Annotated in this window: 24 protein-coding genes and 1 tRNA gene; 12 read left to right on the top strand and 13 right to left on the bottom strand. The window is 64.8% G+C overall.

Going from position 1 to position 21,904, the window contains the following annotated elements; genetic code table 11:
- Positions 1 to 125: 125 nt before the first annotated feature.
- The 3 genes from egtD (at position 126) to B3098_RS05605 (ending at position 2,688) form a co-directional block, all read left to right on the top strand.
- Positions 126 to 1,103, top strand: coding sequence for an L-histidine N(alpha)-methyltransferase (gene egtD / locus B3098_RS05595; RefSeq protein ID WP_279972993.1), 978 nt, complete (start codon positions 126 to 128; stop codon positions 1,101 to 1,103).
- Between the two features lie 36 nt (positions 1,104 to 1,139).
- A complete protein-coding gene (gene egtB / locus B3098_RS05600) occupies positions 1,140 to 2,456 on the top strand; it encodes an ergothioneine biosynthesis protein EgtB (RefSeq protein WP_286892831.1) in 1,317 nt (438 codons plus the stop codon).
- Between the two features lie 155 nt (positions 2,457 to 2,611).
- Positions 2,612 to 2,688: transfer RNA gene (locus B3098_RS05605), tRNA-Met, on the top strand.
- 168 nt (positions 2,689 to 2,856) lie between these two features.
- Here B3098_RS05605 and B3098_RS05610 read toward each other — a convergent pair.
- From B3098_RS05610 to B3098_RS05620, 3 genes are all read right to left on the bottom strand, one after another.
- On the bottom strand, positions 2,857 to 3,780 hold the full coding sequence (locus B3098_RS05610) for a hypothetical protein (protein WP_286892833.1): 924 nt from the start codon (positions 3,778 to 3,780) through the stop codon (positions 2,857 to 2,859).
- A 200-nt stretch (positions 3,781 to 3,980) separates the two neighbouring features.
- Complete coding sequence (locus B3098_RS05615; RefSeq protein WP_286892835.1) at positions 3,981 to 4,172, bottom strand: hypothetical protein; 192 nt, start codon at positions 4,170 to 4,172, stop codon at positions 3,981 to 3,983.
- A 109-nt stretch (positions 4,173 to 4,281) separates the two neighbouring features.
- Positions 4,282 to 4,533 carry a hypothetical protein gene (locus tag B3098_RS05620; protein WP_279972996.1) on the bottom strand — a complete coding sequence of 84 codons (252 nt, stop codon included), beginning with the start codon at positions 4,531 to 4,533 and terminating at the stop codon, positions 4,282 to 4,284.
- 259 nt (positions 4,534 to 4,792) lie between these two features.
- Between B3098_RS05620 and B3098_RS05625 the strand changes: the two genes are divergently transcribed.
- Entirely contained in the window at positions 4,793 to 4,984 is a 192-nt protein-coding gene (locus B3098_RS05625; RefSeq protein ID WP_175124599.1) for a hypothetical protein, read from the top strand.
- A gap of 27 nt (positions 4,985 to 5,011) precedes the next feature.
- Here the strand turns inward: B3098_RS05625 and yddG are convergent, their stop codons facing one another.
- Complete coding sequence (gene yddG / locus B3098_RS05630; protein WP_175138761.1) at positions 5,012 to 5,920, bottom strand: aromatic amino acid DMT transporter YddG; 909 nt, start codon at positions 5,918 to 5,920, stop codon at positions 5,012 to 5,014.
- Between the two features lie 116 nt (positions 5,921 to 6,036).
- On the opposite strand from yddG, the gene B3098_RS05635 reads away from it, so the two are divergent.
- Complete coding sequence (locus B3098_RS05635) at positions 6,037 to 6,255, top strand: 6-phosphofructokinase (protein ID WP_286892838.1); 219 nt, start codon at positions 6,037 to 6,039, stop codon at positions 6,253 to 6,255.
- Positions 6,256 to 6,277: 22 nt separating this feature from the next.
- Here B3098_RS05635 and B3098_RS05640 read toward each other — a convergent pair whose 3' ends face one another.
- The 4 genes from B3098_RS05640 to B3098_RS05655 form a co-directional block, all read right to left on the bottom strand.
- The gene (locus tag B3098_RS05640; protein WP_279972997.1) at positions 6,278 to 7,852 is read right to left on the bottom strand and encodes a sensor domain-containing diguanylate cyclase; all 1,575 of its coding nucleotides are present in this window, start codon (positions 7,850 to 7,852) and stop codon (positions 6,278 to 6,280) included.
- 161 nt (positions 7,853 to 8,013) lie between these two features.
- The gene (locus B3098_RS05645) at positions 8,014 to 8,235 is read right to left on the bottom strand and encodes a hypothetical protein (RefSeq protein ID WP_191576547.1); all 222 of its coding nucleotides are present in this window, start codon (positions 8,233 to 8,235) and stop codon (positions 8,014 to 8,016) included.
- 105 nt (positions 8,236 to 8,340) lie between these two features.
- On the bottom strand, positions 8,341 to 9,522 hold the full coding sequence (locus B3098_RS05650; RefSeq protein ID WP_246282972.1) for an AI-2E family transporter: 1,182 nt from the start codon (positions 9,520 to 9,522) through the stop codon (positions 8,341 to 8,343).
- 91 nt (positions 9,523 to 9,613) lie between these two features.
- Positions 9,614 to 10,327: a DUF3053 family protein gene (locus B3098_RS05655; RefSeq protein ID WP_286892843.1), complete on the bottom strand. Its 714-nt coding sequence runs from the start codon at positions 10,325 to 10,327 to the stop codon at positions 9,614 to 9,616.
- A 202-nt stretch (positions 10,328 to 10,529) separates the two neighbouring features.
- Here B3098_RS05655 and B3098_RS05660 point away from each other — a divergent pair, with 202 nt between their 5' ends.
- From B3098_RS05660 to B3098_RS05670, 3 genes are all read left to right on the top strand, one after another.
- A complete protein-coding gene (locus tag B3098_RS05660; RefSeq protein ID WP_175138763.1) occupies positions 10,530 to 10,889 on the top strand; it encodes a hypothetical protein in 360 nt (119 codons plus the stop codon).
- Positions 10,890 to 11,590: 701 nt separating this feature from the next.
- Entirely contained in the window at positions 11,591 to 11,872 is a 282-nt protein-coding gene (locus B3098_RS05665) for a hypothetical protein (protein WP_175124606.1), read from the top strand.
- Between the two features lie 86 nt (positions 11,873 to 11,958).
- Positions 11,959 to 12,651: a cytochrome b/b6 domain-containing protein gene (locus tag B3098_RS05670; RefSeq protein WP_279973004.1), complete on the top strand. Its 693-nt coding sequence runs from the start codon at positions 11,959 to 11,961 to the stop codon at positions 12,649 to 12,651.
- Between the two features lie 93 nt (positions 12,652 to 12,744).
- On the opposite strand, the gene B3098_RS05675 is transcribed toward B3098_RS05670, so the two are convergent.
- A complete protein-coding gene (locus B3098_RS05675) occupies positions 12,745 to 13,203 on the bottom strand; it encodes a c-type cytochrome (protein ID WP_175124608.1) in 459 nt (152 codons plus the stop codon).
- 58 nt (positions 13,204 to 13,261) lie between these two features.
- Complete coding sequence (gene purB / locus B3098_RS05680; protein ID WP_175124609.1) at positions 13,262 to 14,638, bottom strand: adenylosuccinate lyase; 1,377 nt, start codon at positions 14,636 to 14,638, stop codon at positions 13,262 to 13,264.
- A gap of 163 nt (positions 14,639 to 14,801) precedes the next feature.
- On the opposite strand from purB, the gene B3098_RS05685 reads away from it, so the two are divergent.
- A complete protein-coding gene (locus tag B3098_RS05685; protein ID WP_279973007.1) occupies positions 14,802 to 15,413 on the top strand; it encodes a glutathione S-transferase in 612 nt (203 codons plus the stop codon).
- Positions 15,414 to 15,503: 90 nt separating this feature from the next.
- Here the strand turns inward: B3098_RS05685 and B3098_RS05690 are convergent, their stop codons facing one another.
- The 3 genes from B3098_RS05690 to gcvA all read right to left on the bottom strand — a co-directional run bounded on the left by B3098_RS05690 (position 15,504) and on the right by gcvA (position 18,459).
- Positions 15,504 to 16,322, bottom strand: a complete 819-nt coding sequence (locus B3098_RS05690; RefSeq protein WP_175124611.1) for a sulfite exporter TauE/SafE family protein — start codon at positions 16,320 to 16,322, stop codon at positions 15,504 to 15,506.
- 84 nt (positions 16,323 to 16,406) lie between these two features.
- Entirely contained in the window at positions 16,407 to 17,525 is a 1,119-nt protein-coding gene (gene mnmA, locus B3098_RS05695) for a tRNA 2-thiouridine(34) synthase MnmA (RefSeq protein ID WP_286892849.1), read from the bottom strand.
- 7 nt (positions 17,526 to 17,532) lie between these two features.
- Positions 17,533 to 18,459, bottom strand: a complete 927-nt coding sequence (gene gcvA / locus B3098_RS05700) for a transcriptional regulator GcvA (protein ID WP_175124613.1) — start codon at positions 18,457 to 18,459, stop codon at positions 17,533 to 17,535.
- A 237-nt stretch (positions 18,460 to 18,696) separates the two neighbouring features.
- Between gcvA and B3098_RS05705 the strand changes: the two genes are divergently transcribed.
- The 3 genes from B3098_RS05705 to B3098_RS05715 all read left to right on the top strand — a co-directional run bounded on the left by B3098_RS05705 (position 18,697) and on the right by B3098_RS05715 (position 21,904).
- On the top strand, positions 18,697 to 19,686 hold the full coding sequence (locus B3098_RS05705) for a Bug family tripartite tricarboxylate transporter substrate binding protein (protein ID WP_175124614.1): 990 nt from the start codon (positions 18,697 to 18,699) through the stop codon (positions 19,684 to 19,686).
- A 67-nt stretch (positions 19,687 to 19,753) separates the two neighbouring features.
- On the top strand, positions 19,754 to 20,629 hold the full coding sequence (locus B3098_RS05710; RefSeq protein ID WP_175138766.1) for an N-formylglutamate amidohydrolase: 876 nt from the start codon (positions 19,754 to 19,756) through the stop codon (positions 20,627 to 20,629).
- 156 nt (positions 20,630 to 20,785) lie between these two features.
- Entirely contained in the window at positions 20,786 to 21,904 is a 1,119-nt protein-coding gene (locus tag B3098_RS05715; protein ID WP_279973011.1) for a Re/Si-specific NAD(P)(+) transhydrogenase subunit alpha, read from the top strand.

The raw sequence follows: 21,904 nt of genomic DNA on the forward strand, positions 1-21,904 counted from the left end.
ACGCGTTTTCGATTTCGTAAAAGTCCATTGCATTCAGAGGATTGGCGCTTGACACCCGAACCCCCTCGGCCGCCACAATAGGTCTTCGCAATGCGCTTCAACCGCCCCAAAAAGGAACTGAACGCATGGTTTCCCCTTCCGCACTCCTTGCCGCCGTTTCTCCTGAATTCGTCGCGCAAGAACCGCAGCATCAAAGCGCCGAGCAGATCGAATTGCACGACGGGTTGTTGGACAGCCCCGCCCACATCGACCCCAAGTTTCTGTACGACGCCCTCGGCTCGTCGCTTTTTACGGCCATCACGCAGCTGCCCGAGTACTACCCAACGCGCTGCGAGGACGAAATCTTCCGACGCCATGGCGCGGATATCGCCCGCCACGTCGGTCCGGTGCAGGCGATGATCGATCTGGGCGCCGGCGACTGCGTCAAGGCCGAGCGGCTGTTTTCCAGCCTTCGTCCCAGCCACTATGTGCCGGTCGACATTTCAGCCGACTATCTGCAGGCGGCTGTACGCCGTCTGAAGCTGTCCTATCCCGACATGCGGATCACGGCCGTGGGGCAGGATTTCTCGCATGAACTTGCGTTGCCGGCCGACATCCCGACGCAGCAGCGTCTCTTCTTTTATCCCGGCTCCAGCATCGGCAACCTGGGTCCCGACAGCGCGTACGCCATGCTGCGGAGGATTCGCGAAGCGTGTCCCGGCGGCGGGCTGCTGATCGGCGTTGACCGCGTCAAGCCCAGAAGCGTGCTTGAACCCGCGTACGACGACGCGTTGCATCTGACGGCCGCGTTCAACCTGAATCTACTGCGCCACGTGAACGCGGTGCTGGGCAGCGATTTCAATGTCGACGACTGGCGCCATGTGGCCATCTTCAACAGCGAACGCTCGCGGGTCGAGATGCACCTGGAAGCGCAGCGCGCATTGCGCGTGACCTGGCCCGGCGGCTATCGCGACTTCAAGCGCGGCGAGCGCATCCATACGGAGAACTCGTACAAGTTCACGCCTCAGGCCTTCAGCGACCTGCTCCATCGCGCAGGCTTTGGCAATGTCGAACACTGGTCGGATGCCCGAGACTGGTTTTCTGTTTTCAGCGCCCGCGCCTGACGCGGGACCACCCACGACGCCCCCCGGAGGATCGCCATGGACCCCGCATGCCTGCTGACCCATCCCGCCATCGCGCCCTACGCGAGCGGACAGGCTGGACAGCACGACCGCTACGACGCCGTGCGCTCGACCACCGCCGCGCTGGCCGCGCCGCTGAGCCCAGAAGACTGCCAGGTGCAATCCATGCCGGACTGCAGCCCCGTCAAATGGCATCTGGCCCACACCACCTGGTTCTTCGAGACGTTCCTGCTGGCGCGCTTCGACACATCGACGCCGCCCTTCCATCCGCAATACCGGATGCTGTTCAATTCCTACTACAACGCTGTCGGCGCAAAACATCCGCGGCCGCAGCGCGGCCTCCTGTCGCGCCCGCCGCTCGCTGAGGTGCTGCGGTACCGCCAATACGTCGACGAAGCTATGCACGCGCTGATTTCGCGGCTGGGCGGCAACGATGCCGACTTCGACGCCCTGCTCGAACTTGGCCTGAACCACGAGCAGCAGCACCAGGAATTGATCCTCACCGATCTCAAGCACATGCTGTCGGCCAATCCGCTCAAACCCGCCTACGTGGCGCCCGGCCAACCCGCACAGCCGCCAGCCACGGACGTCGGCTGGACCCGCTACGAGGGCGGCATCACGCGCATCGGCCACGACGGACGCGGCTTTGCGTTCGACAACGAAGGCCCCGCCCACGACGTCCTGCTGACGCCCTTCTCTCTTTCTGATCGTCTCGTGACCCAGCGGGAATTCCTGGACTTCATCAACGACGGCGGCTACGACCGGCCCGAACTGTGGCTGTCCATGGGTTGGGACATGGTGTGCGCGCAAGGCTGGCGCGCCCCGATGTATTGGGAAAGCGACGACGATGGCTGGCGCGTCTTCACATTGCGCGGCATGCAGGCGCTGGAACTGGAGGCGCCGGTCACGCACGTCAGCTATTTCGAAGCCGACGCCTATGCGCGATGGGCGGGCGCACGCCTGCCGCGAGAAGCCGAATGGGAACACGCCGCCCGGCAGATGTCCGAAGACACCTACTCGGCCCGAGCCAACCTGCTTGAAAACGGCCACCTCGACACACGCCCCGCCCCCGAACGCAACGGCCAGCGCGGTCCGGTGCAACTGTTCGGCGACGCGTGGGAATGGACGTCGAGCGGCTACGACGCCTACCCCGGCTTCAAGCCCAGCGCAGGCGCGGTCGGCGAGTACAACGGCAAATTCATGTGCAACCAGTACGTGCTGCGAGGCGGCTCCTGCGCCACGCCTCGCGATCACATCCGGCCGAGCTACCGGAATTTCTTTCCGCCTGAGGCGCGGTGGCAGTTCTCGGGGATCCGGCTGGCTCGGGATGAATGAGGCGATTTGCCCCGCTGGCGAGCCGTTTGGAACACCGGCTAGGCCGGGCCTGAAAAAAATGGCGCCGGTTCGCTTGCACTGCCAAAAAACTTCGTGCTAGAATTTCGTTCTTCGTTGAGCAGCACTTGCAACGCAAACTGTTCAGCAAAAAGGATGGCGCATTAGCTCAGCCGGTTAGAGCGACGGAATCATAATCCGCAGGTCCCCTGTTCGAATCAGGGATGCGCCACCAAAGAATTCAAAAGGCCCGCACATTGTGCGGGCCTTTTTCGTTGGCGGGGATGGAGCGAAGGACGCGGGGTTCACTCATGCTCGACGAGCCCGAATCAATCGTGAAACAAGAAAATGGCCCGCACACCGTGCGGGCCATTTTCATTCGGACAATACAGGCCTTAGCCCATCAAGTCCGATACACCGTATCGCGCCGGCGGCCGCCCCACGTCGCCGCCAGGCTTGCCACGAACGCGCCGATCAGCATCGACGCAAAGCCCCACAACGCGAATGCCGCAGCGGCCTTGCGCGCCGCGTCGGCGGCTTCCTTGGCCTTTACCTTGGCTTCTTCTGCGGTCTTCTTGGCGTTCTGGATCGCCTCGTCGACGCGGCGTTGCGCCACGGCTGGCTCAACGCCGGCCTGCGCGGCCACGACCTTCACCACGTAATCGCGATCAGCGGGCGTCATCTCGCCACGGGTGATGCTCATGGCAACGATGCGGCCCACTTCGGCACGTGCCGCTTCCGGGTCAGTGTTGGCCTCGGGGCGATCCGAGCGCATCAGGGTGTCGGTGAGATAGTCGGTGGCGCGTTCCATGCCACCGTTGCTGCCTGCACCCGCCGCGCCGGCCGTGGCGGCCGCAGTTGCCGCGGTGCCGGCAGTGGCTGCCACCGATGCGCCGGCCTTGGCCACACCCGATGCCATGGACGCCAGGGCCGACCCCAACAGCGCGGCGCTGACCACGGCGCTCAGCGCCCAGACCAGAAAGCCATGCGCGGTGTCGCGGAAGTAGACCTCATCCGAGTGCACGTCGACCCACTTGGTGCGCAGGCGTCCAGCGACATAGCCGCCAATGCCGTACGAGAGGATCTGAGTGAGCAGCATCCAGACAATGATGCCAATACCGATGGTCGGGGCCGACACGCCCTCGTCGCCCCACGGCGATACGGACAGGAAACCCAGGCCGGTGCCACCGGCAAACAATGCGAGCGAAAGCGCGGCGGCAATCACCGCGCCGGCGAAGACCGCCGCCCACGACACGGCCGAAATAGCGGACTCACGTGGAGGCACGCCATCGGCATAGGGTTGGCTCAATGAAGACGTATTTTGCATGATCGATCCTTGTCCAGAGTCTTACGCAACCGCGCGGACGCGGGTGCCAAAGCGGAAATGACGAACCGGCCTTCAGTGCCAGAACAGCGCCAGCAGAATGATGATGGGAATGGGCACGCCAAGCAGCCACAACAGGATGGAGCGCATGGAAACCTCCTTGCTTCGATAAATGGATATGGGCGAAGTGACGCCGGCCGCAATCAGGCCAGGTCGATGGTGCCCGGAGCACGGGGGTCCGGCGCGGGCGGCGTGGGGTCGATGACGTCGGGATTGTCGGTGGGACGACCCGGGTCCGGACGCGGATCGTCCACAGGGGCGGTACCCGGAAGCGCCGGATCGTCCGGCGTGAGATCGTCCGGCTGTCCGGGTTCTCGATGCGGGATCTGGGACATGATTGCCTCTCCTTCAAGCAGCGCAAGATGCGCCTCGGATGAGCATCAGCAAGTGACGTGCCCGGCCCCCATCAGGGTTTCAATACCATCAGCGAAAACGTAAGCGCCGTCAGTCCTTGCGCCGATTGCGGGCGGGCACAGCCCCGCGATCGGGCGTCTCGCCCGCAAGAAAAGCAACGACCGCGGCCTTGCCGGCGGCAGAGGCCTCATCCTGGCTGGTGTATCGCTTGTCCGAGTAATTGGTGCTGCGCACATTTCCAGATTCAGGATCAAGCAGCGTGATGATCCATGCGAATTCACCTGGCGCAAGCTGCCGGACCTGCAAGGTGGCGCGCGTGCCGGGACGCAGTTCTTGCGGCATCTGGCGGCCTCTTCCGTGTTTCGATGACGCCATCGTAGCGCAATCGCGGGGGCCCGCCACGGACGGACGCGGCGCGTGAAAAATGCTGCGCTTGCACACGATTTTCATGCTGCAGACTGCGCGGCTAATCCGCCACAAAGCGCCCTGCCTGCAAGGAAAACCCTAGGGTGCAGTCCTGCAATACAGGCGCACAATCGTCTCAAACATAAGACCGCAAAGCGGCGCCGAATCCCCTAAATCAGGCGAGGACGGAGACAACATGACTTACTTGGCAGTTTTCATGAGCTGTTTGATGGTTATGGGTATCGTCGCGTTGGTGATTCAAACGATACGAAGCGCGGGGCCCGAGCCCTGGCTGAAGATATCGGCGGCGATTGTCAGTTCCACCTTTGCATCGCTGATGCTGGTCCCGTTGGGGTTCGCCGTGGCCCTGACGATGCTCGTCGAGTAGTCTCCTCCACCGTAGACCAGGCCCGGACTATCCGTTGCGGGCCGGTCTGCCGCGGGTTGCCGCCCAACACAACAATGAACCGGCGGTGACCATCGCCACGCCCTGCCAGAACGACAGGGTGAGCGGCGTCGCCAACCAGAGCGCGGCAAAGAAGGTGGAGAAGACCGGCGTGAAGTACGACGCGGTGGCCAGCAAGGTCAGGTTGCCTCGCAGTATCCCCACGTTCCAGAATGCGTAGCCGCTGGCCATTGCGCCGCCGGCCACGCATAGCTCGATCGTGGCGGGCGCCGTGAACGCAAGCGCGGGTTCCGCGCTGATCGCATATTTGATCCACAGGACAGCAGCGGTCAGCACGAAAAACAGCGCGACGCCGTTCTTGCCGTCGGCAAAGCGTTTGGTCACGTTGCAATACACGGCCCAGATGATGGCGCCACTGAACGCCAACCCATAACTGAGAGGATTGCTCGACACATTGGCCACGGTGCGTTCATACGACAGCCCGCCGGCTCCGCCAACGACCCACACGATGCCGCACACCGACAACAAGATGCCCGGCGCTACCCAGATGCTTGCCCGCTGGCCATTGATGAGCATGGCAAACACGACCGTCAGACACGGCCACAGATAGTTGACGATGCCCAACTCGATGGCTTGCCCCCGATCGGCCGCGAATCCCAGCGACAGCGACAGGCAGATCTCGTAAGCGACGAACAGCATGCTGCCCACGATGAGATAGGACCGGGGAAACGTGCGCAGCTTCGGGAAGCCCAGCAACAACACAAGGAAGATCGAACCCACCGTATAGATGAGCGCGGCGCCGCCGATCGGGCCAAAGTTTTCACTGACGCCACGAATCAGTCCGACGACCGTGCCCCATAGCAGGATCGCCAGCAAGCCGAGGGAAGTGGCCGCATTCCGGCCAGGATTCAATTGCATTACCGATTCCGATTGCGCGCCGTGCCTGGTCGAGAACTGGGCTGGCCCGGCGCCAAGGCGGCAAGTTTAGCGAAACCGAACGGAGAAATCGCGGCATGGCTATTTCGACACGCAGGATGAGCGACGTACTGGCAAGCACGGATTCAGGGCGGCTTTACCGCATTGAAGTGTTCTTGCGGGCGGAGGATGCGGGCGCCGGCATCCTGCCGCGAACCGGCGGGCGCTACATATTCAGAACGTCCGAAGGTGACGCCGTCATCGCGCTGGACGACAAGCGGTATCGTCTGGGATCCGGCGAGGTCCTGACCGCGCTGGCGCCGCGCCACGACACCTGACACGCCCAGACCCGCGGCGGGCTTACTGATCCAGCGCCACCCGCCGCTTGCCCAGACCCTTGGCCCGATACAACGCCACGTCCGCGCGCTCGAGCAACTGCAGCATGGTCGTGCCCGATTGCGGATACACGGCGATGCCGATGCTCGCCGACACCGCGACGCGCACGTTGGGATACGGCAGCGACAGGCTCTCGACCAGCGCCTCGGCAACCAGCCGCGCGTTCTCCTGGTTGGCGCCCAGCAACAACACGGCAAACTCGTCACCGCCCAGCCGTGCCGCCACGTCGGAAACCCGGATGGCGCTTGCCATGCGGTCGGCGGCCTCTTTCAGCACCGTATCGCCCGCGGCATGGCCATGCATATCGTTGACAGCCTTGAAGCCGTCCAGGTCGATGGCCAGGATCGAGAACGCCTCGCCGCTGCGCTGCGCGACCGCCAGCTCACGCAGCACGAGTTCGCCGAACAGCACCCGGTTGCACAGACCAGTCAGCGGATCGTAGTGCGCCAGATGCTGCGCGCGCGCCAGCATGCGCGACGCCTGCAGCATGGCGGCGCCCACCTCCTGGGCTTCCTTGATGCGTGTGGCTGGCAGTTCCACGGTACGGCCCTCGCCCAGCGCCAACGCCGGCGCGACGAGCCCCTGCACGGCCGACGTCAGCCGGCTCGCCAGCCTGATCGCCAGCCACAGCCCCAGGCCGAACGCGAACAACGTGCCCATACCGATCCACGCAATGGAACGATAAAGGTCCGTGGTCAGCAATTGCATCGGCGCGCCGGCGGCAACCGTCCAGCCCGACAGTGCCGACCGGCTGAACGCGGTGTAGACCGGCGTGCCTTCCTTGGTGATCGTTTCGAGAGACCCCTCGCCTTCCTGCTGCACGGCGCGGGCCAGCGCGGGCACCGCCTTCTGGCCAACGAATTTCGACGTGTCGCGGGTGCGGGCGACGATGGTTCCGGCGTCGTCCAGCACGGCAGCCACCCAGCCCTCGGGCAAGGCGCGGCGGCCCAACACATTGCCGATGCGTTCGGGCGACAGCCCCACATTCAGGCTGTAGACCACCTCCCCGCCTCGCACGACCGGCACGCCGAGCGCGATGGTGGGATCCTTGGTCAGACCGCCGGTGAACAACCCCGTCAGCACCGGCATGCGCGATTGGAAGACGCGAAGCAGCTCATCCGGCGCGCCGGTGGACGGCAACGCCGTGCCGTAGGGCACTTGCGTGTTGATGATCTGGCGCCCTTCCTTGTCGGTCAGGACGTAGCTGTCGACGATCTGGAACCGCACGGACTCGCGCGCACGGCGATGAAAACCGGCAAGGTCTCCTTCGACCAGGTCCGGCGATGACGCCAGCATCTGCAAGCCGGCTTCGACGCCCGTGAGCTCGCGATCGAGGATTGCCGTGAGATTGCGCGCCAGAAAGATGGTGTCGCGAAAGATGCGTTCCTTCTGGATGACGTAGCTTTCGTAGACCGCGACCGTCGCCACGATGAGCGCGGGGGTGATACAGGCAAAGACAAGGGCCAGCAGGCCCGTGCGCATGGAGTAGCGGCGCGCCTGGCGGCGGCGCACGCCCGCACGCGTTTCGCCGTCAGACATGGCGCGCCTCGCCACTCAGGTTCCGCATTGCGCGGACGTTCGACCTAAACAACACCCGTGGGCTCATGCGCCTCCCCGTACGCCCTCCCGGCACCCCCCGCCGGGCCTGGATGGAAACTCAGAGATTATTGCAGAACGCGCCCGCTGCCGCCTTTTGCGGCCTACGTCTCTTCCAGATCCGGCGTGCCGGTAAATTGGCTCTTGAGCAGCGTCAGCGCGCCTTTTTCGGCCAGCGCCTCGTTGGGGAACACGTGCTTGGTGTCTTCCAGGATGGGAAAGCCGAAGACGCGTACGCGGGTGTGGTACCCCTCAGGCGTTTCGGCAAATTCGATGTCAAAGTTGCGTTCTTCGATCCAGCCCGACCGATGCAGTTTCCATTCCATATCCAACGCGCTCCTGTTTGGCGAAGTTGACACGAAAGGCCGGCCGCAATGGCCGGCGCTGCTACACCATACACCCGGCCGGGCGCACATGGGCGCCCGGCTCGGTCAATCGTCGCGGGACTGGCGATCCCGGGCCAGCGCGGCCTGCGTACCGGCAGTGGCGCCGCCCGCTGCCGCCGGCGTGCCGGCGACGGGGTTGCCCGGCAACGGCGCGCTCGCTGCGGGGACGACCGTCGGATCACTTGCCGCGGGCGAGAACAGATCCCAGCTTGCCATGAACAGCGCCGCGATCAGCGGACCGATGACAAAGCCGTTCAGGCCGAACAGCGCCATCCCGCCAAGCGTGGAGATCAGGATCACGTAGTCGGGCATCTTCGTATCCTTGCCCACGAGAATGGGGCGCAGGATGTTGTCGACCATGCCGATGACCAGCACGCCGAACGCGATGAGCACGGCGCCCTTGACCACGGAGCCCGTCAGCAGGAAGTACACGGCCACCGGCGCCCAGATCAGTCCCGCGCCAATCGCCGGAAGCAGCGACAGGAACGCCATGATCACGCCCCACAGCAACGCGCCCTGGATCGACAGGATTGAGAAGATGATGCCGCCCAGCGCGCCCTGCGCCGCAGCCACCGCGACGTTGCCCTTTACGGTGGCGCGCACGACGGTCGTGAATTTGCGGAACAGGTGCTGCTTGTGCATGTCGCTCAGCGGCACCGCGCGCCGCAGCCGGGCCGAAAGCTGGGGCCCGTCACGCAGCAGGAAGAAGAGCAGATACAGCATGATGCCGAAGCTGACCACGAACTGGAACGTGTCCTGTCCGATGTTCAGGGCTTGGGTCGCCAGGAACTGGCTTGCCTGCATCGCGCCGGCGCTCAGCTTGTCCTGCAGGCTGGGAATGTCGGCCAGGTCGAAGCGCGCCAGCAGCGCATGCACGGACGGCGGCAAGGCGTCCATTGCCTGCTGGAAGTACGCGCCAAAGTTGATCTGGCCTGACTTGATGCTTTGATAGAGGCTCGCGCCTTCGCTCACCAGCGACCCGCTGATCACGACCAACGGAAGAATCACCAGCAGCAGCACCAGCAGCAGCGTGATGAGCGCGGCGAGATTGCGCCGGCCGCCAATGCGCACCACCAGGCGGCGCTGCAAGGGCGCGAAAAGAATGGCCAGAATGGTGCCCCAGAATACGGCCCCATAGAAAGGCCACAACAGCCAGCCGAACGCGATGGTGACCACCACCAGCAAAAGCACGAAGGTTCTGTAATGCACGCCTGAAGATTCGCTCATGGTGTGTCCAAGGCACGGCATGCGCCGCGAGAGCCGCATTGTACAAAGCGCCGCCTGGCGCCACTTGCATCGGGACGAGGCTGATCCACGGCTATGGCGCCTTCGAGCCGGCGCTCGCTGCCTGCAGCAGCGTGGCGCGGGCGGCTTCAAGACCGTCGGACTGCGCATTCAGCGCTTGCAGACGCAGGTTCAGTTCCTGTTGCAACGTCGGTTTCGCCACCTTCGTCTGTCCATCCTCGAAGGTGACGTCCGCGCCATTGGCAGCCACGAAGTCCGCAATGCCCAGCGCGTCGCGGGCGACCGAGTCCATCCTGGCCGCGGCCTCCATCATGTCGGCAGCCGGCGCTGTCACCGCCTCGTCGTAGACACCGTCATACACGGGCGCCAGATCGGCGGGCAATGTCAAGGCCGCGCACGCCTTGTCGGCCTTGCTTCGCGCCGCCTGGACCTGCGCGGCGCTGTCTGCCAGCGTCTTGCGCGCCGCCTGCAGGCTGGCCTTGCGCTCCACGATCTCGCTTACCGACCGGATCGTCTCCACGGACAGCACTTCGCGCAGCGGCGCGGCCGCCTTGGCCATGGCGTCCTGGAAATCCGTCATTACTTCGTAGGCGTCGTCGTAATCCCCGATCGCGTCCTTTTCCTGCTTGCTCAACAGACCGATCGGCACGAGCGTCACGTTGTTCATGCGGACTTGCAGAACCTGTATGAACGCGGCGCGCTCCTGCGGCTCCTTGTTGACGCAGGCCGCCAGCAACAGCATCGAAACCGCCGCCATGCCCGCCACCCACGCGCGAACCCAACCCATGCGCATCCTTTTGCACTCCGATTCTGCAGATTACGGGAAGATTATCCGGTAGCCCCGAGCTTGGATCCGAATGGGGCGAAATTTGTTGCCATCGAAGCGAGTTGACACAGGGAGAGCCGCGCACATGCCCCCGGCGGCGGCGTCCTCTAAAATCACGGATTCGGCGGCGCCCGGCCGCCCGCAACACACACTGGCTGACCCGATGACTCAAAACGCTTCTCCCCTGCCCTGGGGTTTCACGCTCCCGGATTGCCGCGGCGCGAACGCCTTGCTCCTTTTCATGAACGACCTGGCGCGGGTGGTCAACCAGTACCTCGGCCACGGCAAGCTGTCGGAAGAAGCGCTGGCGGACGCCCAGAAAGCCGTGGACGCGCTGCTGGAACGCTATGTAGAGATTCAGGCGGCGCCTGAGGCCTTTGACGACGAGCGCATCGAACTGGCGCTGGAAACCTTGCCGCAGCCCGACGGCACGACCAGCGCCCAAGTGGCGCTGCGCATGTCGCCGCGCCTGGAAGGCCTGATCATCGAGGCCCAACGCCAGGCCCGTCCCGCGGCGCACTAACGCGTATTTGCTCGGCCGGATGCCTATCCGGCCGAAAATGCTTGCATAATCGCGTGTTATCCGATATTATCGTCGGTTGGATCTGCGCAGTCGTACCCCGGTACGCCATGTCCGCCACGAACTGCTCACACCAAGGCTCACCCCAGGCTGGCCGCAAAAAGCCGCTGCCACAATCAGATCCACTACCCGTAAGCTCTGCGTCCTTGCGAAGTACAACGCAAAATACGCAAACCCAGAGCACCATCGGAAACCACACGCCTTCGCCCATCCGCCAGTCCGGATCGGCCTGAAGCAGATACACCCAAACAACACGTTGCTTTTCCGGAAGCAGCGACGCATGCCGCGGTCCAACCCCCGCGAGCGCCAGAGCCAACCCACTCTGTGCGCACCCAGGGCTGCATCGGCGCACGCTACCGCGCCGGCAACCATGCCTGTGTATGGCCCGCCTGCGCCCTGCAGCCCGACCGATGCCCGCCAGGACTGGACGAAGGCATCACCACGCCGGCCCGGCGCGCAAAAAACATGAGAATGCGCAAAAGAACGGCAGCAGCAATGCGTTAGTGTCATGTAACGCCTGTCCAATACATCCGGCGGACAAGGCGCTTCGCGAAGGTCCGGCCAGTGCCCTGCATTTACCCGGCTTGCGCGCACCATGACAAGACGCAGCTTTTCCAATAACTAGAACCTAAAGAGAACACAACATGAATACTCGTTTCACCACCACCGAACTGATCCGCCGCCCGGCCCATACGCAGCTTGACGACATGCCCATCCACATCGGCGACATCGTCTACCTGAAGCCGGCCAACGGCCCCGAGATCCGCGCCACGGTCATCTTCAACGCGCCGATCAACGGCACCACCACCTACACCACCGAAGTCGTGCCGTGCGGCGCGCCCGCGCAAAAGACGCCCGCCCAGCGCATCCGGTTCCGCCACGAGCACGTGCATCGCATCGAACCGGTGCGCCGCAACGCCCGCTAAGCAGACTCAACACCGCCGCTCTTACCCCGCGGCGGTTTGCTTTGTGCGTGATAAATTCCCTGCAACTTCAGCCCGCTGATCTCACCATGCAGAACAATCGTCTTGCGGTCCGCATCTGGGACCTTCCCACCCGCCTCTTTCACTGGGGGCTTGTCGTCTGCATCGTCGGCGCGTTCGTCAGCGTGAAGCTGGGCGGCCTGTACATGGACTGGCACGTGCGCTTCGGCTGTACGGCGCTGGGCCTCATCATCTTCCGCGTGCTGTGGGGCTTTGCCGGACCGCGCTATGCCAGGTTCGCGCATTTCGTTCGCGGCCCCGGCGCGGTGGCCCGCTACCTGAAGGGCGCCGCCGCGCCCGCCGGCCACAATCCGCTGGGCGCCCTGTCGGTCATGGCATTGCTGCTGGTCGTGGGCTTTCAGGCGGTCAGCGGCCTGTTCACCACCGACGACATCATGACGCAGGGCCCGCTGTTCGGGCACGTATCCGAAGCCACCGCCAGCGCCATGACGTCCTGGCACAAGCTCAATGAATGGGTCATCATCGGCCTGGTCGCCCTGCACCTGCTGGCCGTCACCTGGTACGTGGTAGTGCGCCGCAAGCGTCTGGTGCGCGCCATCATCACCGGCAACGTCGATGCCAAGGACGTCCCCGCCGGCACGCCGCCCGCTCAGGACGGCCTGGCCATCTGGCTGCGCGCGCTGTTGCTGGGCGCCTGCGCGACCGGACTGGTGCTGTGGATACGATCGCTCGAGGTCGTGTCCGACATGTCGTTCTCCTGACTCTGCCCAAGCGAACAGCCCATGAAAAAAGCCCCTTGACGGGGCTTTTTGCTTTCCAGGACGACGGGCCGGATCTGACAACGGCCCGATGCCTTATTTCTTCTTGCGGTACGAATCGTGGCAGGCCTTGCAGCTTGCGCCGACGTCGCCGAAGGCCGCGCGCAGCTTGTCCAGATCGCCGGCATCGGCGGCTGCCGACAGTTTCACGATGTTGTCCTGGAACGCCTGCTGCTTCTGCTTGAAGCCAGCCGCGTCGCTCCAGATTTCGGGACGGGCGTCACCGCCTTCCGTACCCGGGCCGAAACCCGCCCACGGCAACGCCGACAGCGTCTTCAGCACATCGACGTTGGCCTTGATCTGCGCGGCGTCATAGGGCGCCTGGCCCTTGACCACCGGCGCCATGCGGCCGAAGTGCGAGCCGATCAGTGCAAGCGCCGACTGGCGGTACTTGACGGCATCTTCGGGCTTGGCGAATTGCGCGGAGGCGGACGTTGCCAGCAGCGGACCCACCGTCATACAGGCCAGCGCAGCGAGCGTGGACAACTTCTTCATTGATTTCTCCCGTAGGTACAACGTGAAAGCCGCGCGCGTGACGCGCGCGGCACGGCGACTATACCGCCCGGGCCAGCTCGGCAGCCAGACCAATGTACGAGCGCGGGGTCATCGCCAGGAGGCGGGCCTTGGGCTCTTCAGGCAGCGCCAGGCCCTGGATGAATTCTCGCAGAGCCTCTTCGGTGATGCCCTTGCCGCGCGTCAAGGCCTTGAGCTGCTCGTACGGCTGCGGCAGGCCATAGCGGCGCATGACGGTCTGCACCGGCTCGGCCAGCACTTCCCAGCAGGCGTCGATATCGGCGTCGATGGCAGCCGTGTTGACTTCGAGCTTGCCCAGGCCGCGCATGCAGGCGTCCCAAGCGACCAGGCAGTAGCCCAGGCCCACGCCGAGGTTGCGCAGGACGGTGGAATCGGTCAGGTCGCGCTGCCAGCGGGAGATCGGCAGCTTGTCGGCCAGATGGCGCAGCACGGCGTTGGCCAGACCCAGGTTGCCTTCGGAGTTTTCGAAGTCGATCGGGTTGACCTTGTGCGGCATGGTCGACGAACCGACCTCGCCTTCCTTCAGGCGCTGCTTGAAGTAGCCCAGCGCCACGTAGCCCCAGATGTCGCGATCCAGGTCCAGGATGATGATGTTGGCGCGGGTAATCGCGTCGAAAAGCGCGGACATCCAGTCATGCGGTTCGATCTGGATGGTGTGGCGGTTCTGGGTCAGGCCCAGACCGGTCAGCACACGCTTGCTGAACTCGGGCCAGTTGATTTCGGGATAGGCGGACAGGTGGGCGTTGTAGTTGCCCGTTGCGCCGTTCAGCTTGGCCAGGGGCTCGACGGCCACGACGGCGGCGATGGCGCGGTTCAGGCGCGCGGCCACGTTGGCGAATTCCTTGCCCAGCGTAGTCGGGCTGGCGGGCTGGCCGTGGGTGCGCGACAGCAGCGGCTGATCGGCGTTGGCGACGGCCAGGTCGTTCAGCTTGGCGGCGACTTCGCGCAGGCGCGGCACCACGACCTGGTCGCGGGCGCGCGACAGCATCAGCGCGTGCGAGGTGTTGTTGATGTCTTCGGACGTGCAGGCGAAGTGGATGAATTCTGCGGCGCGGGCCAGTTCGGCGTCATCGGCGACCTTTTCTTTCAGCCAGTACTCGACGGCCTTCACGTCGTGGTTGGTGACGCGCTCGATATCCTTGATGCGGCCGGCGTCCGCCTCGGAGAAGTTGGCGACCAACTGGGCCAGGCGCGCGCGGGCGGCCTCGGAGAAGGCCGGCAGCTCGGGCAGGCCGGCGTCCGACAAGGCGATCAGCCAGGCGACCTCGACTTCGACGCGGTGCGCCATGAAGCCGGCTTCGGACAGCAGACCGCGCAGCGCGTCGCCCCGGGAAGCGTAGCGGCCATCCAGTGGCGAAAGGGCATTAAGTTGGCTCAGCTGATCGGCGATTTGCATGGTCTGGGTAGGGAAAAAGCGACGGATGGGAAAACCCGGCGATTTTATCATCCGGGGCCGCCTGACATTGTGGCAAACTGACGAAGATTCCGCCCTGCGGACAATTCCGGCCGTCATACAGCCTGCTATACTTCGGCCGCTTTCCGACTCCGCTTGTGACTCCATGAAACTGATCGGCTCGCTTACCAGTCCCTACGTGCGCAAAGTGCGTATCGTCATGGCCGAGAAAAAGCTGGACTACCGGCTTGAACTCGAAAACGTCTGGTCCGCCGACACGCAGATCCAAACGTACAACCCGCTGGGCAAGGTCCCCTGCCTGGTGATGGAAGACGGCGGCGCCCTGTTCGATTCGCGCGTCATCGTCGAATACGTGGACACCTTGTCTCCCGTGGCCCGGCTGATTCCTCAGCAAGGGCGCGATCGCGCAGCCGTCAAATGCTGGGAAGCCATCGCCGATGGCGTCCTGGACGCCTGCGTGACCATCGTCAAGGAAAACCAGCGCCCCGAGGCCCAGCGCAGCCCCGAATGGATCGAACGCCAATACGGCAAGATCCACGCCAGCCTGGACGCCATGAACAAAAGCCTGGGCGACAACGCCCATTGCATGGGCATCAACTACAGCCTGGCGGATATCGCGGTCGGCTGTGCCCTGGGCTACCTGGACCTGCGCTTTCCCACCCTGGACTGGCGCACCGGCCAGCCCAATCTGGCCCGCCTGTACGACAAGCTGTCCCAGCGCCAGTCGTTCATCGACACGGTGCCCAAGACGGCCTGACGGCCGGCCAGAAATGCCCGCAAAAACGCCCGGCTCGACCGGGCGTTTTTTCGTCCGGCCGCTTTCTGCGGCCGGTTTTCCGTATATCGATCAAACCGTCCAGGTCTGCCACGCCTTGAACAGCATGTAAGCCGCGAGTGCGAACAGCAGCGCGGCGAACACGCGCTTGAGCGTCTGTACCGGCAGGCGATGGGCCATGCGCGCACCCAGCGGCGCCGTCAGCACGCTGGTGCAGACCAGCGCCAGCAGTGCCGGCCAGTAAATGAAGCCGAGCATCCCCGGATACGTCTGGGCTTCGTTCAGGCCCGAAACGATATAACCGACGCTGTTGGCCAGCGCGATGGGAAAACCCAGCGCCGCCGAGGTCGACACCGCATTGTGCAGGGCCACGTTGCACCAGACCATGAACGGCACCGACAGAAAGCCGCCCCCGGCGCCGACCAGGCCCGACAGGAAGCCGATGCCCGCCCCCGCCGCACTGGTGCCGACCACGCCCGGCATCTGACGCGTGGGCTTGGGCTTCTTGTTGCGCAGCATGCTCCAGCCGGAGTAGCCCACGAACAACGCGAAGAACAGCGACAGCCACAGCGTGCTCAGCGCGGCAAACACTGCGCCGCCCGACAGCAGCCCGCCGATGATGATGCCCGGCGCCATCGCCGCGACGATGCGCCACTTGATGGTGCCCCGCTGCTGGTGAGCGCGCACGCTGGAAATGGAGGTAAAGAGGATCGACGTCATGGACGTGGCGATCGCGGCGTGCACCACCAGGTCGGCCGGCATGCCCTGCCAGGTGAACAGCATCGTCAAAAAGGGAACCAGCAGCATGCCGCCGCCAATGCCCAGCAGGCCCGCGGCAAAGCCGACCACTCCGCCCAACACCAGCAGGCAGATCACCATCGTCACATCCACAACCGTCTCCTCAGTTTTATTGTCATGAACAAGGCCCCGCGGGCATGGCTCCGGGGGGCCTTGGTTACGTGCAGCGGGGACTGCTTAAATAATGATCCCGCCACCCAGGCAAACCTCGCCATCGTATAGCACGGCCGACTGCCCCGGCGTCACCGCCCATTGCGGCTCGGTGAAATCCAGCGAAAACGTCTCGGGCGCCGCATCGCCCAGGCGGCAGGCCGCGTCGGCTTGCCGATAGCGGGTCTTGGCGCCGTAGGCGCCCGCTGCCGGCGGGTGGCCGGCCACCCAGCTCGCGTCCTGCGCCTTCAGATCGCCGGACAGCAGCCAAGGATGGTCATGCCCCTGCACGACGTACAGCACGTTGCGTTCCAGATCCTTGCGCGCCACGTACCAAGCCTCGGCCGTGCCATCGTCCCGCTGGCGGCCCTTGACGCCGCCCACGCCCAGCCCCTTGCGCTGGCCCAGCGTGTAGAACGAAAGCCCTTCGTGGCGGCCGACCTTCTGCCCTTCGGGCGTCAGGATGGAACCGGGCTCGGTGGGCAGGTAACGGTTCAGAAATTCCCGGAACGGCCGCTCGCCGATGAAGCAGATCCCGGTGGAATCCTTCTTGGCGGCGTTGTGCAGGCCGATCTCGTGCGCGATGCGCCGCACTTCGGTCTTGTGGATCTCGCCCAGCGGAAACAGCGTGCGCGACAACTGCGCCTGGTTCAGGCGATGCAGGAAGTAGCTCTGGTCCTTGGATGCGTCCAGCGCCTTCAGCAACTGGAACTGCGAGCCGCCGCCCTCAGCGGGCGCTTCGCGCACGCGGGCGTAATGGCCGGTCGCGATGTGTTCTGCGCCCAGCGCCATGGCGTGGTCGAGGAACGCCTTGAACTTGATCTCGGCATTGCACAGGACGTCGGGGTTGGGCGTACGGCCCGCGGAGTATTCGCGCAGGAAATCCGCGAACACGCGGTCCTTGTATTCGGCGGCGAAGTTGACGTATTCGAACTCGACGCCGACCAGGTCCGCGACGCTGGCGGCGTCCAGGAGATCCTGGCGGGTGGAGCAGTATTCGGAATCGTCGTCGTCTTCCCAGTTCTTCATGAACAGGCCGACGACCTCGTAGCCTTGCTGTTTGAGCAGCCAGGCGGTGACCGAAGAATCGACCCCGCCGGACATGCCGACGACAACGCGGCCTTTCTTGGTGGATGTTTGACTCATGATGCGGCTATTTTAGATCGGACAAGGCGTCTTCCCGCGGCTGCGGTTCGGCGGCGCGCGACACTTCCATCAGCCAGGCGCGGAAAGCCTGCAGGGTGGGCAGATTGGCCTTCTGCTCGGGGTAGCACAGGTAATAGCCCATCCGCGCGCGGATCGGCAACTGCATCGCGATGGCCAGCTTGCCGTCGCGCAGCTCGTCCTCGATCAGGCAGCGCGGGATCAGCGCCACGCCGAAGCCCGCCGCGGCGGCCTGCGACAGCAGCGCGTACTGATCGAACCGGGCGCCTTCCAGGCTGCGCCGCGTATCGCAGCCAGCCTGCTCGAACCAGTCGCGCCAGCCTTCCAGGGCCGACGTATGGTGCAGCAGCGGATATGCCAGCAGGTCTTCGGGCGACTGGCACCCGCCCGCGATCAGGCGGGGACTACAGACCGGCAAGATCTCGCGGCCCACGATGTAGTCCGCGCCGCTGCCGGGCCACAGCCCCTCGCCGAAGCGCACGGCGGCGTCCAATTCGGGTGTGGAGAAGTCGTAGCCCTGGCGGTGCGGCAGGAACTCCACGTGGATGTCTGGCCGCAGGCGCATGAAGGCGGTCAGCCGCGGAATCAGCCACCGCGCGCCGAACGTCGGCATACAGGTCAGGTTGAGCGTGCCGCCGCGCCCCTGGTGCGCGATCAGCTCGACGGTGGCCGCTTCGATCTGGCCGAGACCGGCCTGGATCTTGGCCAGATAGCTGCGGCCTGCTTCGGTCAGAACCAGGCCTTGCCTGATTCGTAGGAATAGTTCGACGCCGACGAACTCTTCCAGATGTTTCACCTGTTTACTCACGGCCCCCTGTGTCACGCACAATTCCTGCGCGGCGCGCGTGAAACTGCTGTGCCGGGCGGCAACTTCGAACGCCTGGAGATCCGTTAAAGAGGGACAGAAACGCCTCATCTACAGCCCCCACCGAATGTGGGGCTCCCTTGCCCTGCGGGCATGATGACGGCAAAGGCGCGGGCGACGGATGCTACAGAAAAGTAACGCCGACGAGGGCCTGCCGAAAAGAGGTATGAAAAAAAGTCATAGCTTACGGAGAATCTTTCGTTTGCGCAAACCTGCCCGCCAGGAAAGAATCGTCGGGTTTGCGTCTGCCTTTGCGCATCCGCTGTTCATTCATTAGTAGGGGAATTCATGCAACGCCGTAATGTAGTCCTGGGCCTGTGTGTCGCCGCCGCGACCCTGGCCACGCCACTGACCTCGGGTATCGCGCACGCTGAAGATGCGTATCCCAGCAAGCCCATCCGCCTGATCGTTCCCTTCCCGCCCGGCGGCACCACCGACATCGTCGGCCGCCTGTTCGCCGACAAGCTCGGCAAGGAACTGGGCCAGACCGTCGTCGTGGAAAACCGCGGCGGCGCCGGCGGCTCGATCGGCAGCGCCTTCGTCGCCAGCAGCGCGCCGGACGGCTACGTCCTGGGCATCGCCACCGTCAGCACGCACGGCATCAACCCGGCCATCTACCCGAACCTGCCGTTCGATGGCGAGAAGGACTTCACGCCCGTCTCGAACCTGGCTGCCGTGCCGAACATCATGACCATCAACCCGAAGGTCCAGGCCAAGACCATCGCCGAATTCATCACGCTGGCCAAGAGCCAGCCCGGCAAGCTGACGTACGCGTCGGCCGGCAACGGTTCGGTCTCGCACATGATGGGCGAACTGTTCAAGATGGCCTCGGGCACCGACCTGATGCACGTGCCGTACCGTGGCGTGGGCCCCGCGCTGAACGACGCGCTGGCCGGCCAGGTCGACGTCATGTATGACAACCTGCCCTCCACGCTGCCGCACGTCCAGTCCGGCCGCCTGATCGCCATGGCCGTCGCCTCGCCGCAGCGCGTCGCCTCGCTGCCCAACGTGCCCACGTTCGCCGAAGCCGGCCTGCCGGCCGTGAACGATGCCTCGTGGTTCGGCCTGGTCGCCCCGGCCAAGCTGCCCGCCCCCGTGCTGGCCAAGCTGAACGCCGCCGTCCAGAAGGTCAGCGCCGAAGAAGACGTCAAGAGCCGCCTTGCCGCCCTCGGCGCCTCGCCCGCTGCCAACACCCCGGCCGAATTCGGCGCGCAGATCTCGGCTGAAATCGCCAAGAACAAGCGCATCGCCAAAGAAGCCAACGTGAAGATCGACTAACCGGTCTTCGGTCCTCGCGTGCCCGTGGCGCGCGAGGACCTCCGATTCACGAACGCAGTACCCCCTTATGCGACTTACCCAGCCCCTGTCCTACCGCTTCGACCTCCCGCAGCACTATCCCGATTCGGAAATCTCGGTCCCTCTCGTGCTGGATTCCCCGCACAGCGGCACGACCTACCCCCCCGATTTCGCCGCCGCGGTGGACTTTGGCGCCTTGCGCACGGCCGAGGACACCTGGGTTGACGATCTGTGGGGCGACGCCATCGAGATGGGCGTACCGATGATCGCCGCGGCGTTCCCGCGCGCCTATATCGACGCCAACCGCGCCGCCGACGAGATCGACGAATTGCTGCTGGACGCGGCATGGCCCGACGCAATCAACCCCTCGCCCAAGGTCAAGCTGGGCAAGGGTCTGATCTGGCGCATGCTCGATGACGGCACCCCGCTGTACAACCGCAAGCTCACGGTGGACGAAGTGCGCCACCGCATCGATGCCTGCTGGAAGCCCTATCACGCCGCGCTTGGTCAGGTGCTGGACAACGCCCACCGCAAGTTCGGCAAGGTCTGGCACATCAACTGCCACTCGATGCCCAGCGTGGCCGGCGCCTTCGCCACCGATCGCCCGGGCCTGGTCCATCCCGACTTTGTGCTGGGCGACCGCGACGGCAGCACCAGCGATCCAGCCTTCCGCGAATTCATCGCCGCCTGGCTGCGCGAGCGCGGCTACAACGTCACCGTGAACGATCCCTACAAGGGCGTGGAACTGGTGCGCGCGTTCGGCCGCCCGCAAGAAGGCCGCCACAGCCTGCAGATCGAGATCAACCGCAAGCTCTACATGGACGAAGTGTCGCTTCGTCCGACCGACAACTACGGCCGGCTGAAGGCCGATCTGCGCGACCTTACCGCCGCGCTGATCACCTGGACCCGCGCGCAGACGGCATAAGAAACGCCGCCCGTCCAGACGCCGGGTTGCAAGCCCCACGCCCCATGGTTCGCCATGGGGTTTTTTTTTGGCCCCGCGCAAGCGGCCAAAACGGGGGAGGCGTAAGAGCGCACATTCCGTGTATAACTACGGCGAACCTTCTGAGGAGAGGCGTCGATGCACATCGGGATACCTAAGGAAACCCGAGACGGGGAAACCCGTGTCGCAGCAACACCGGAGACCGTCAAGAAGTACGTGGGCGGCAAGCACACCGTCGTTGTGGAAAGTGGAGCCGGCGCCGCCGCCCGCTATCTCGATGATGCCTATGTCGCCGCGGGCGCCACGCTCGGTTCAGCCCAGGAAGCCCTGGGCGCCGAACTGGTCATGAAGGTTCGCGCGCCCGCCCCCGAAGAATTGCCCCGCATGAAGCCGGGCGCCGTGGTCGTGGGCATGCTCGATCCCTTCGACGCCGAAGGTCTGGCGCAAATGGCCGCCGCGGGCCTGACCGGCTTCGCGCTGGAAGCCGCGCCGCGCATCACCCGCGCGCAAAGCCTGGACGTGCTGTCGTCGCAGGCCAACCTGGCCGGCTACAAGGCCGTGCTGCTTGCGGCCCATCACTACGGCCGGCTGATCCCCATGATGATGACCGCCGCCGGCACCCTGAAAGCCGCGCGCGCCGTCGTCCTGGGCACCGGCGTGGCCGGCCTGCAGGCCATCGCCACCGCCAAGCGGCTGGGCGCAGTGGTCGAAGCCTCCGACGTGCGGCCCGCCGCCCGTGAACAGGTCGAATCGCTGGGCGCCAAGTTCATCGACGTGCCGTTCGAAACCGACGAAGAGCGCGAGATCGCGCAAGGCACGGGCGGCTACGCGCGGCCCATGCCGCCCGCCTGGATGGCGCGCCAGGCCGCGCTGGTGTCCGAACGCTGCAAGCAGGCGGACATCGTTATCACCACCGCGCTGATCCCGGGACGGCCCGCCCCCACGCTGGTTTCGGCGGACACGGTCGCGGCCATGAAGCCCGGCTCGGTGCTGGTGGATCTTGCCGTCGAACGTGGCGGCAACTGCCCGCTGTCGGAAAAAGGGCAAATCGTCGAAAAGCACGGCGTGACGATCATCGGACTGACCAACCTGCCCGGCCTGGTCGCGACCGACGCCTCGGCGCTCTACGCGCGCAACATCCTGGATTTCCTGAAGCTCATCATCAATGCGGACGGCGCGCTGGCGATCCAGCGCGACGATGAAATCGTGGCAGCCTGCCTGGTGTGCGAAGGCGGCAATGTGACGCGGAGGACGTGA

Source organism: Achromobacter sp. UBA2119, assembly GCF_002331005.1.
Classification (GTDB): Bacteria; Pseudomonadota; Gammaproteobacteria; order Burkholderiales; family Burkholderiaceae_B; genus Achromobacter; species Achromobacter animicus.

Bases quoted from the DNA above. Each gene is read 5' to 3' on its own strand.
- egtD (WP_279972993.1), top strand. From the start codon at position 126: ATGGTTTCCCCTTCCGCACTCCTTGCCGCCGTTTCTCCTGAATTCGTC.
- egtB (WP_286892831.1), top strand. From the start codon at position 1,140: ATGGACCCCGCATGCCTGCTGACCCATCCCGCCATCGCGCCCTACGCG.
- B3098_RS05610 (WP_286892833.1), bottom strand. From the start codon at position 3,780: ATGCAAAATACGTCTTCATTGAGCCAACCCTATGCCGATGGCGTGCCT.
- B3098_RS05615 (WP_286892835.1), bottom strand. From the start codon at position 4,172: ATGTCCCAGATCCCGCATCGAGAACCCGGACAGCCGGACGATCTCACG.
- B3098_RS05620 (WP_279972996.1), bottom strand. From the start codon at position 4,533: ATGCCGCAAGAACTGCGTCCCGGCACGCGCGCCACCTTGCAGGTCCGG.
- B3098_RS05625 (WP_175124599.1), top strand. From the start codon at position 4,793: ATGACTTACTTGGCAGTTTTCATGAGCTGTTTGATGGTTATGGGTATC.
- yddG (WP_175138761.1), bottom strand. From the start codon at position 5,920: ATGCAATTGAATCCTGGCCGGAATGCGGCCACTTCCCTCGGCTTGCTG.
- B3098_RS05635 (WP_286892838.1), top strand. From the start codon at position 6,037: ATGAGCGACGTACTGGCAAGCACGGATTCAGGGCGGCTTTACCGCATT.
- B3098_RS05640 (WP_279972997.1), bottom strand. From the start codon at position 7,852: ATGTCTGACGGCGAAACGCGTGCGGGCGTGCGCCGCCGCCAGGCGCGC.
- B3098_RS05645 (WP_191576547.1), bottom strand. From the start codon at position 8,235: ATGGAATGGAAACTGCATCGGTCGGGCTGGATCGAAGAACGCAACTTT.
- B3098_RS05650 (WP_246282972.1), bottom strand. From the start codon at position 9,522: ATGAGCGAATCTTCAGGCGTGCATTACAGAACCTTCGTGCTTTTGCTG.
- B3098_RS05655 (WP_286892843.1), bottom strand. From the start codon at position 10,327: ATGGGTTGGGTTCGCGCGTGGGTGGCGGGCATGGCGGCGGTTTCGATG.
- B3098_RS05660 (WP_175138763.1), top strand. From the start codon at position 10,530: ATGACTCAAAACGCTTCTCCCCTGCCCTGGGGTTTCACGCTCCCGGAT.
- B3098_RS05665 (WP_175124606.1), top strand. From the start codon at position 11,591: ATGAATACTCGTTTCACCACCACCGAACTGATCCGCCGCCCGGCCCAT.
- B3098_RS05670 (WP_279973004.1), top strand. From the start codon at position 11,959: ATGCAGAACAATCGTCTTGCGGTCCGCATCTGGGACCTTCCCACCCGC.
- B3098_RS05675 (WP_175124608.1), bottom strand. From the start codon at position 13,203: ATGAAGAAGTTGTCCACGCTCGCTGCGCTGGCCTGTATGACGGTGGGT.
- purB (WP_175124609.1), bottom strand. From the start codon at position 14,638: ATGCAAATCGCCGATCAGCTGAGCCAACTTAATGCCCTTTCGCCACTG.
- B3098_RS05685 (WP_279973007.1), top strand. From the start codon at position 14,802: ATGAAACTGATCGGCTCGCTTACCAGTCCCTACGTGCGCAAAGTGCGT.
- mnmA (WP_286892849.1), bottom strand. From the start codon at position 17,525: ATGAGTCAAACATCCACCAAGAAAGGCCGCGTTGTCGTCGGCATGTCC.
- gcvA (WP_175124613.1), bottom strand. From the start codon at position 18,459: ATGAGGCGTTTCTGTCCCTCTTTAACGGATCTCCAGGCGTTCGAAGTT.
- B3098_RS05705 (WP_175124614.1), top strand. From the start codon at position 18,697: ATGCAACGCCGTAATGTAGTCCTGGGCCTGTGTGTCGCCGCCGCGACC.
- B3098_RS05710 (WP_175138766.1), top strand. From the start codon at position 19,754: ATGCGACTTACCCAGCCCCTGTCCTACCGCTTCGACCTCCCGCAGCAC.
- B3098_RS05715 (WP_279973011.1), top strand. From the start codon at position 20,786: ATGCACATCGGGATACCTAAGGAAACCCGAGACGGGGAAACCCGTGTC.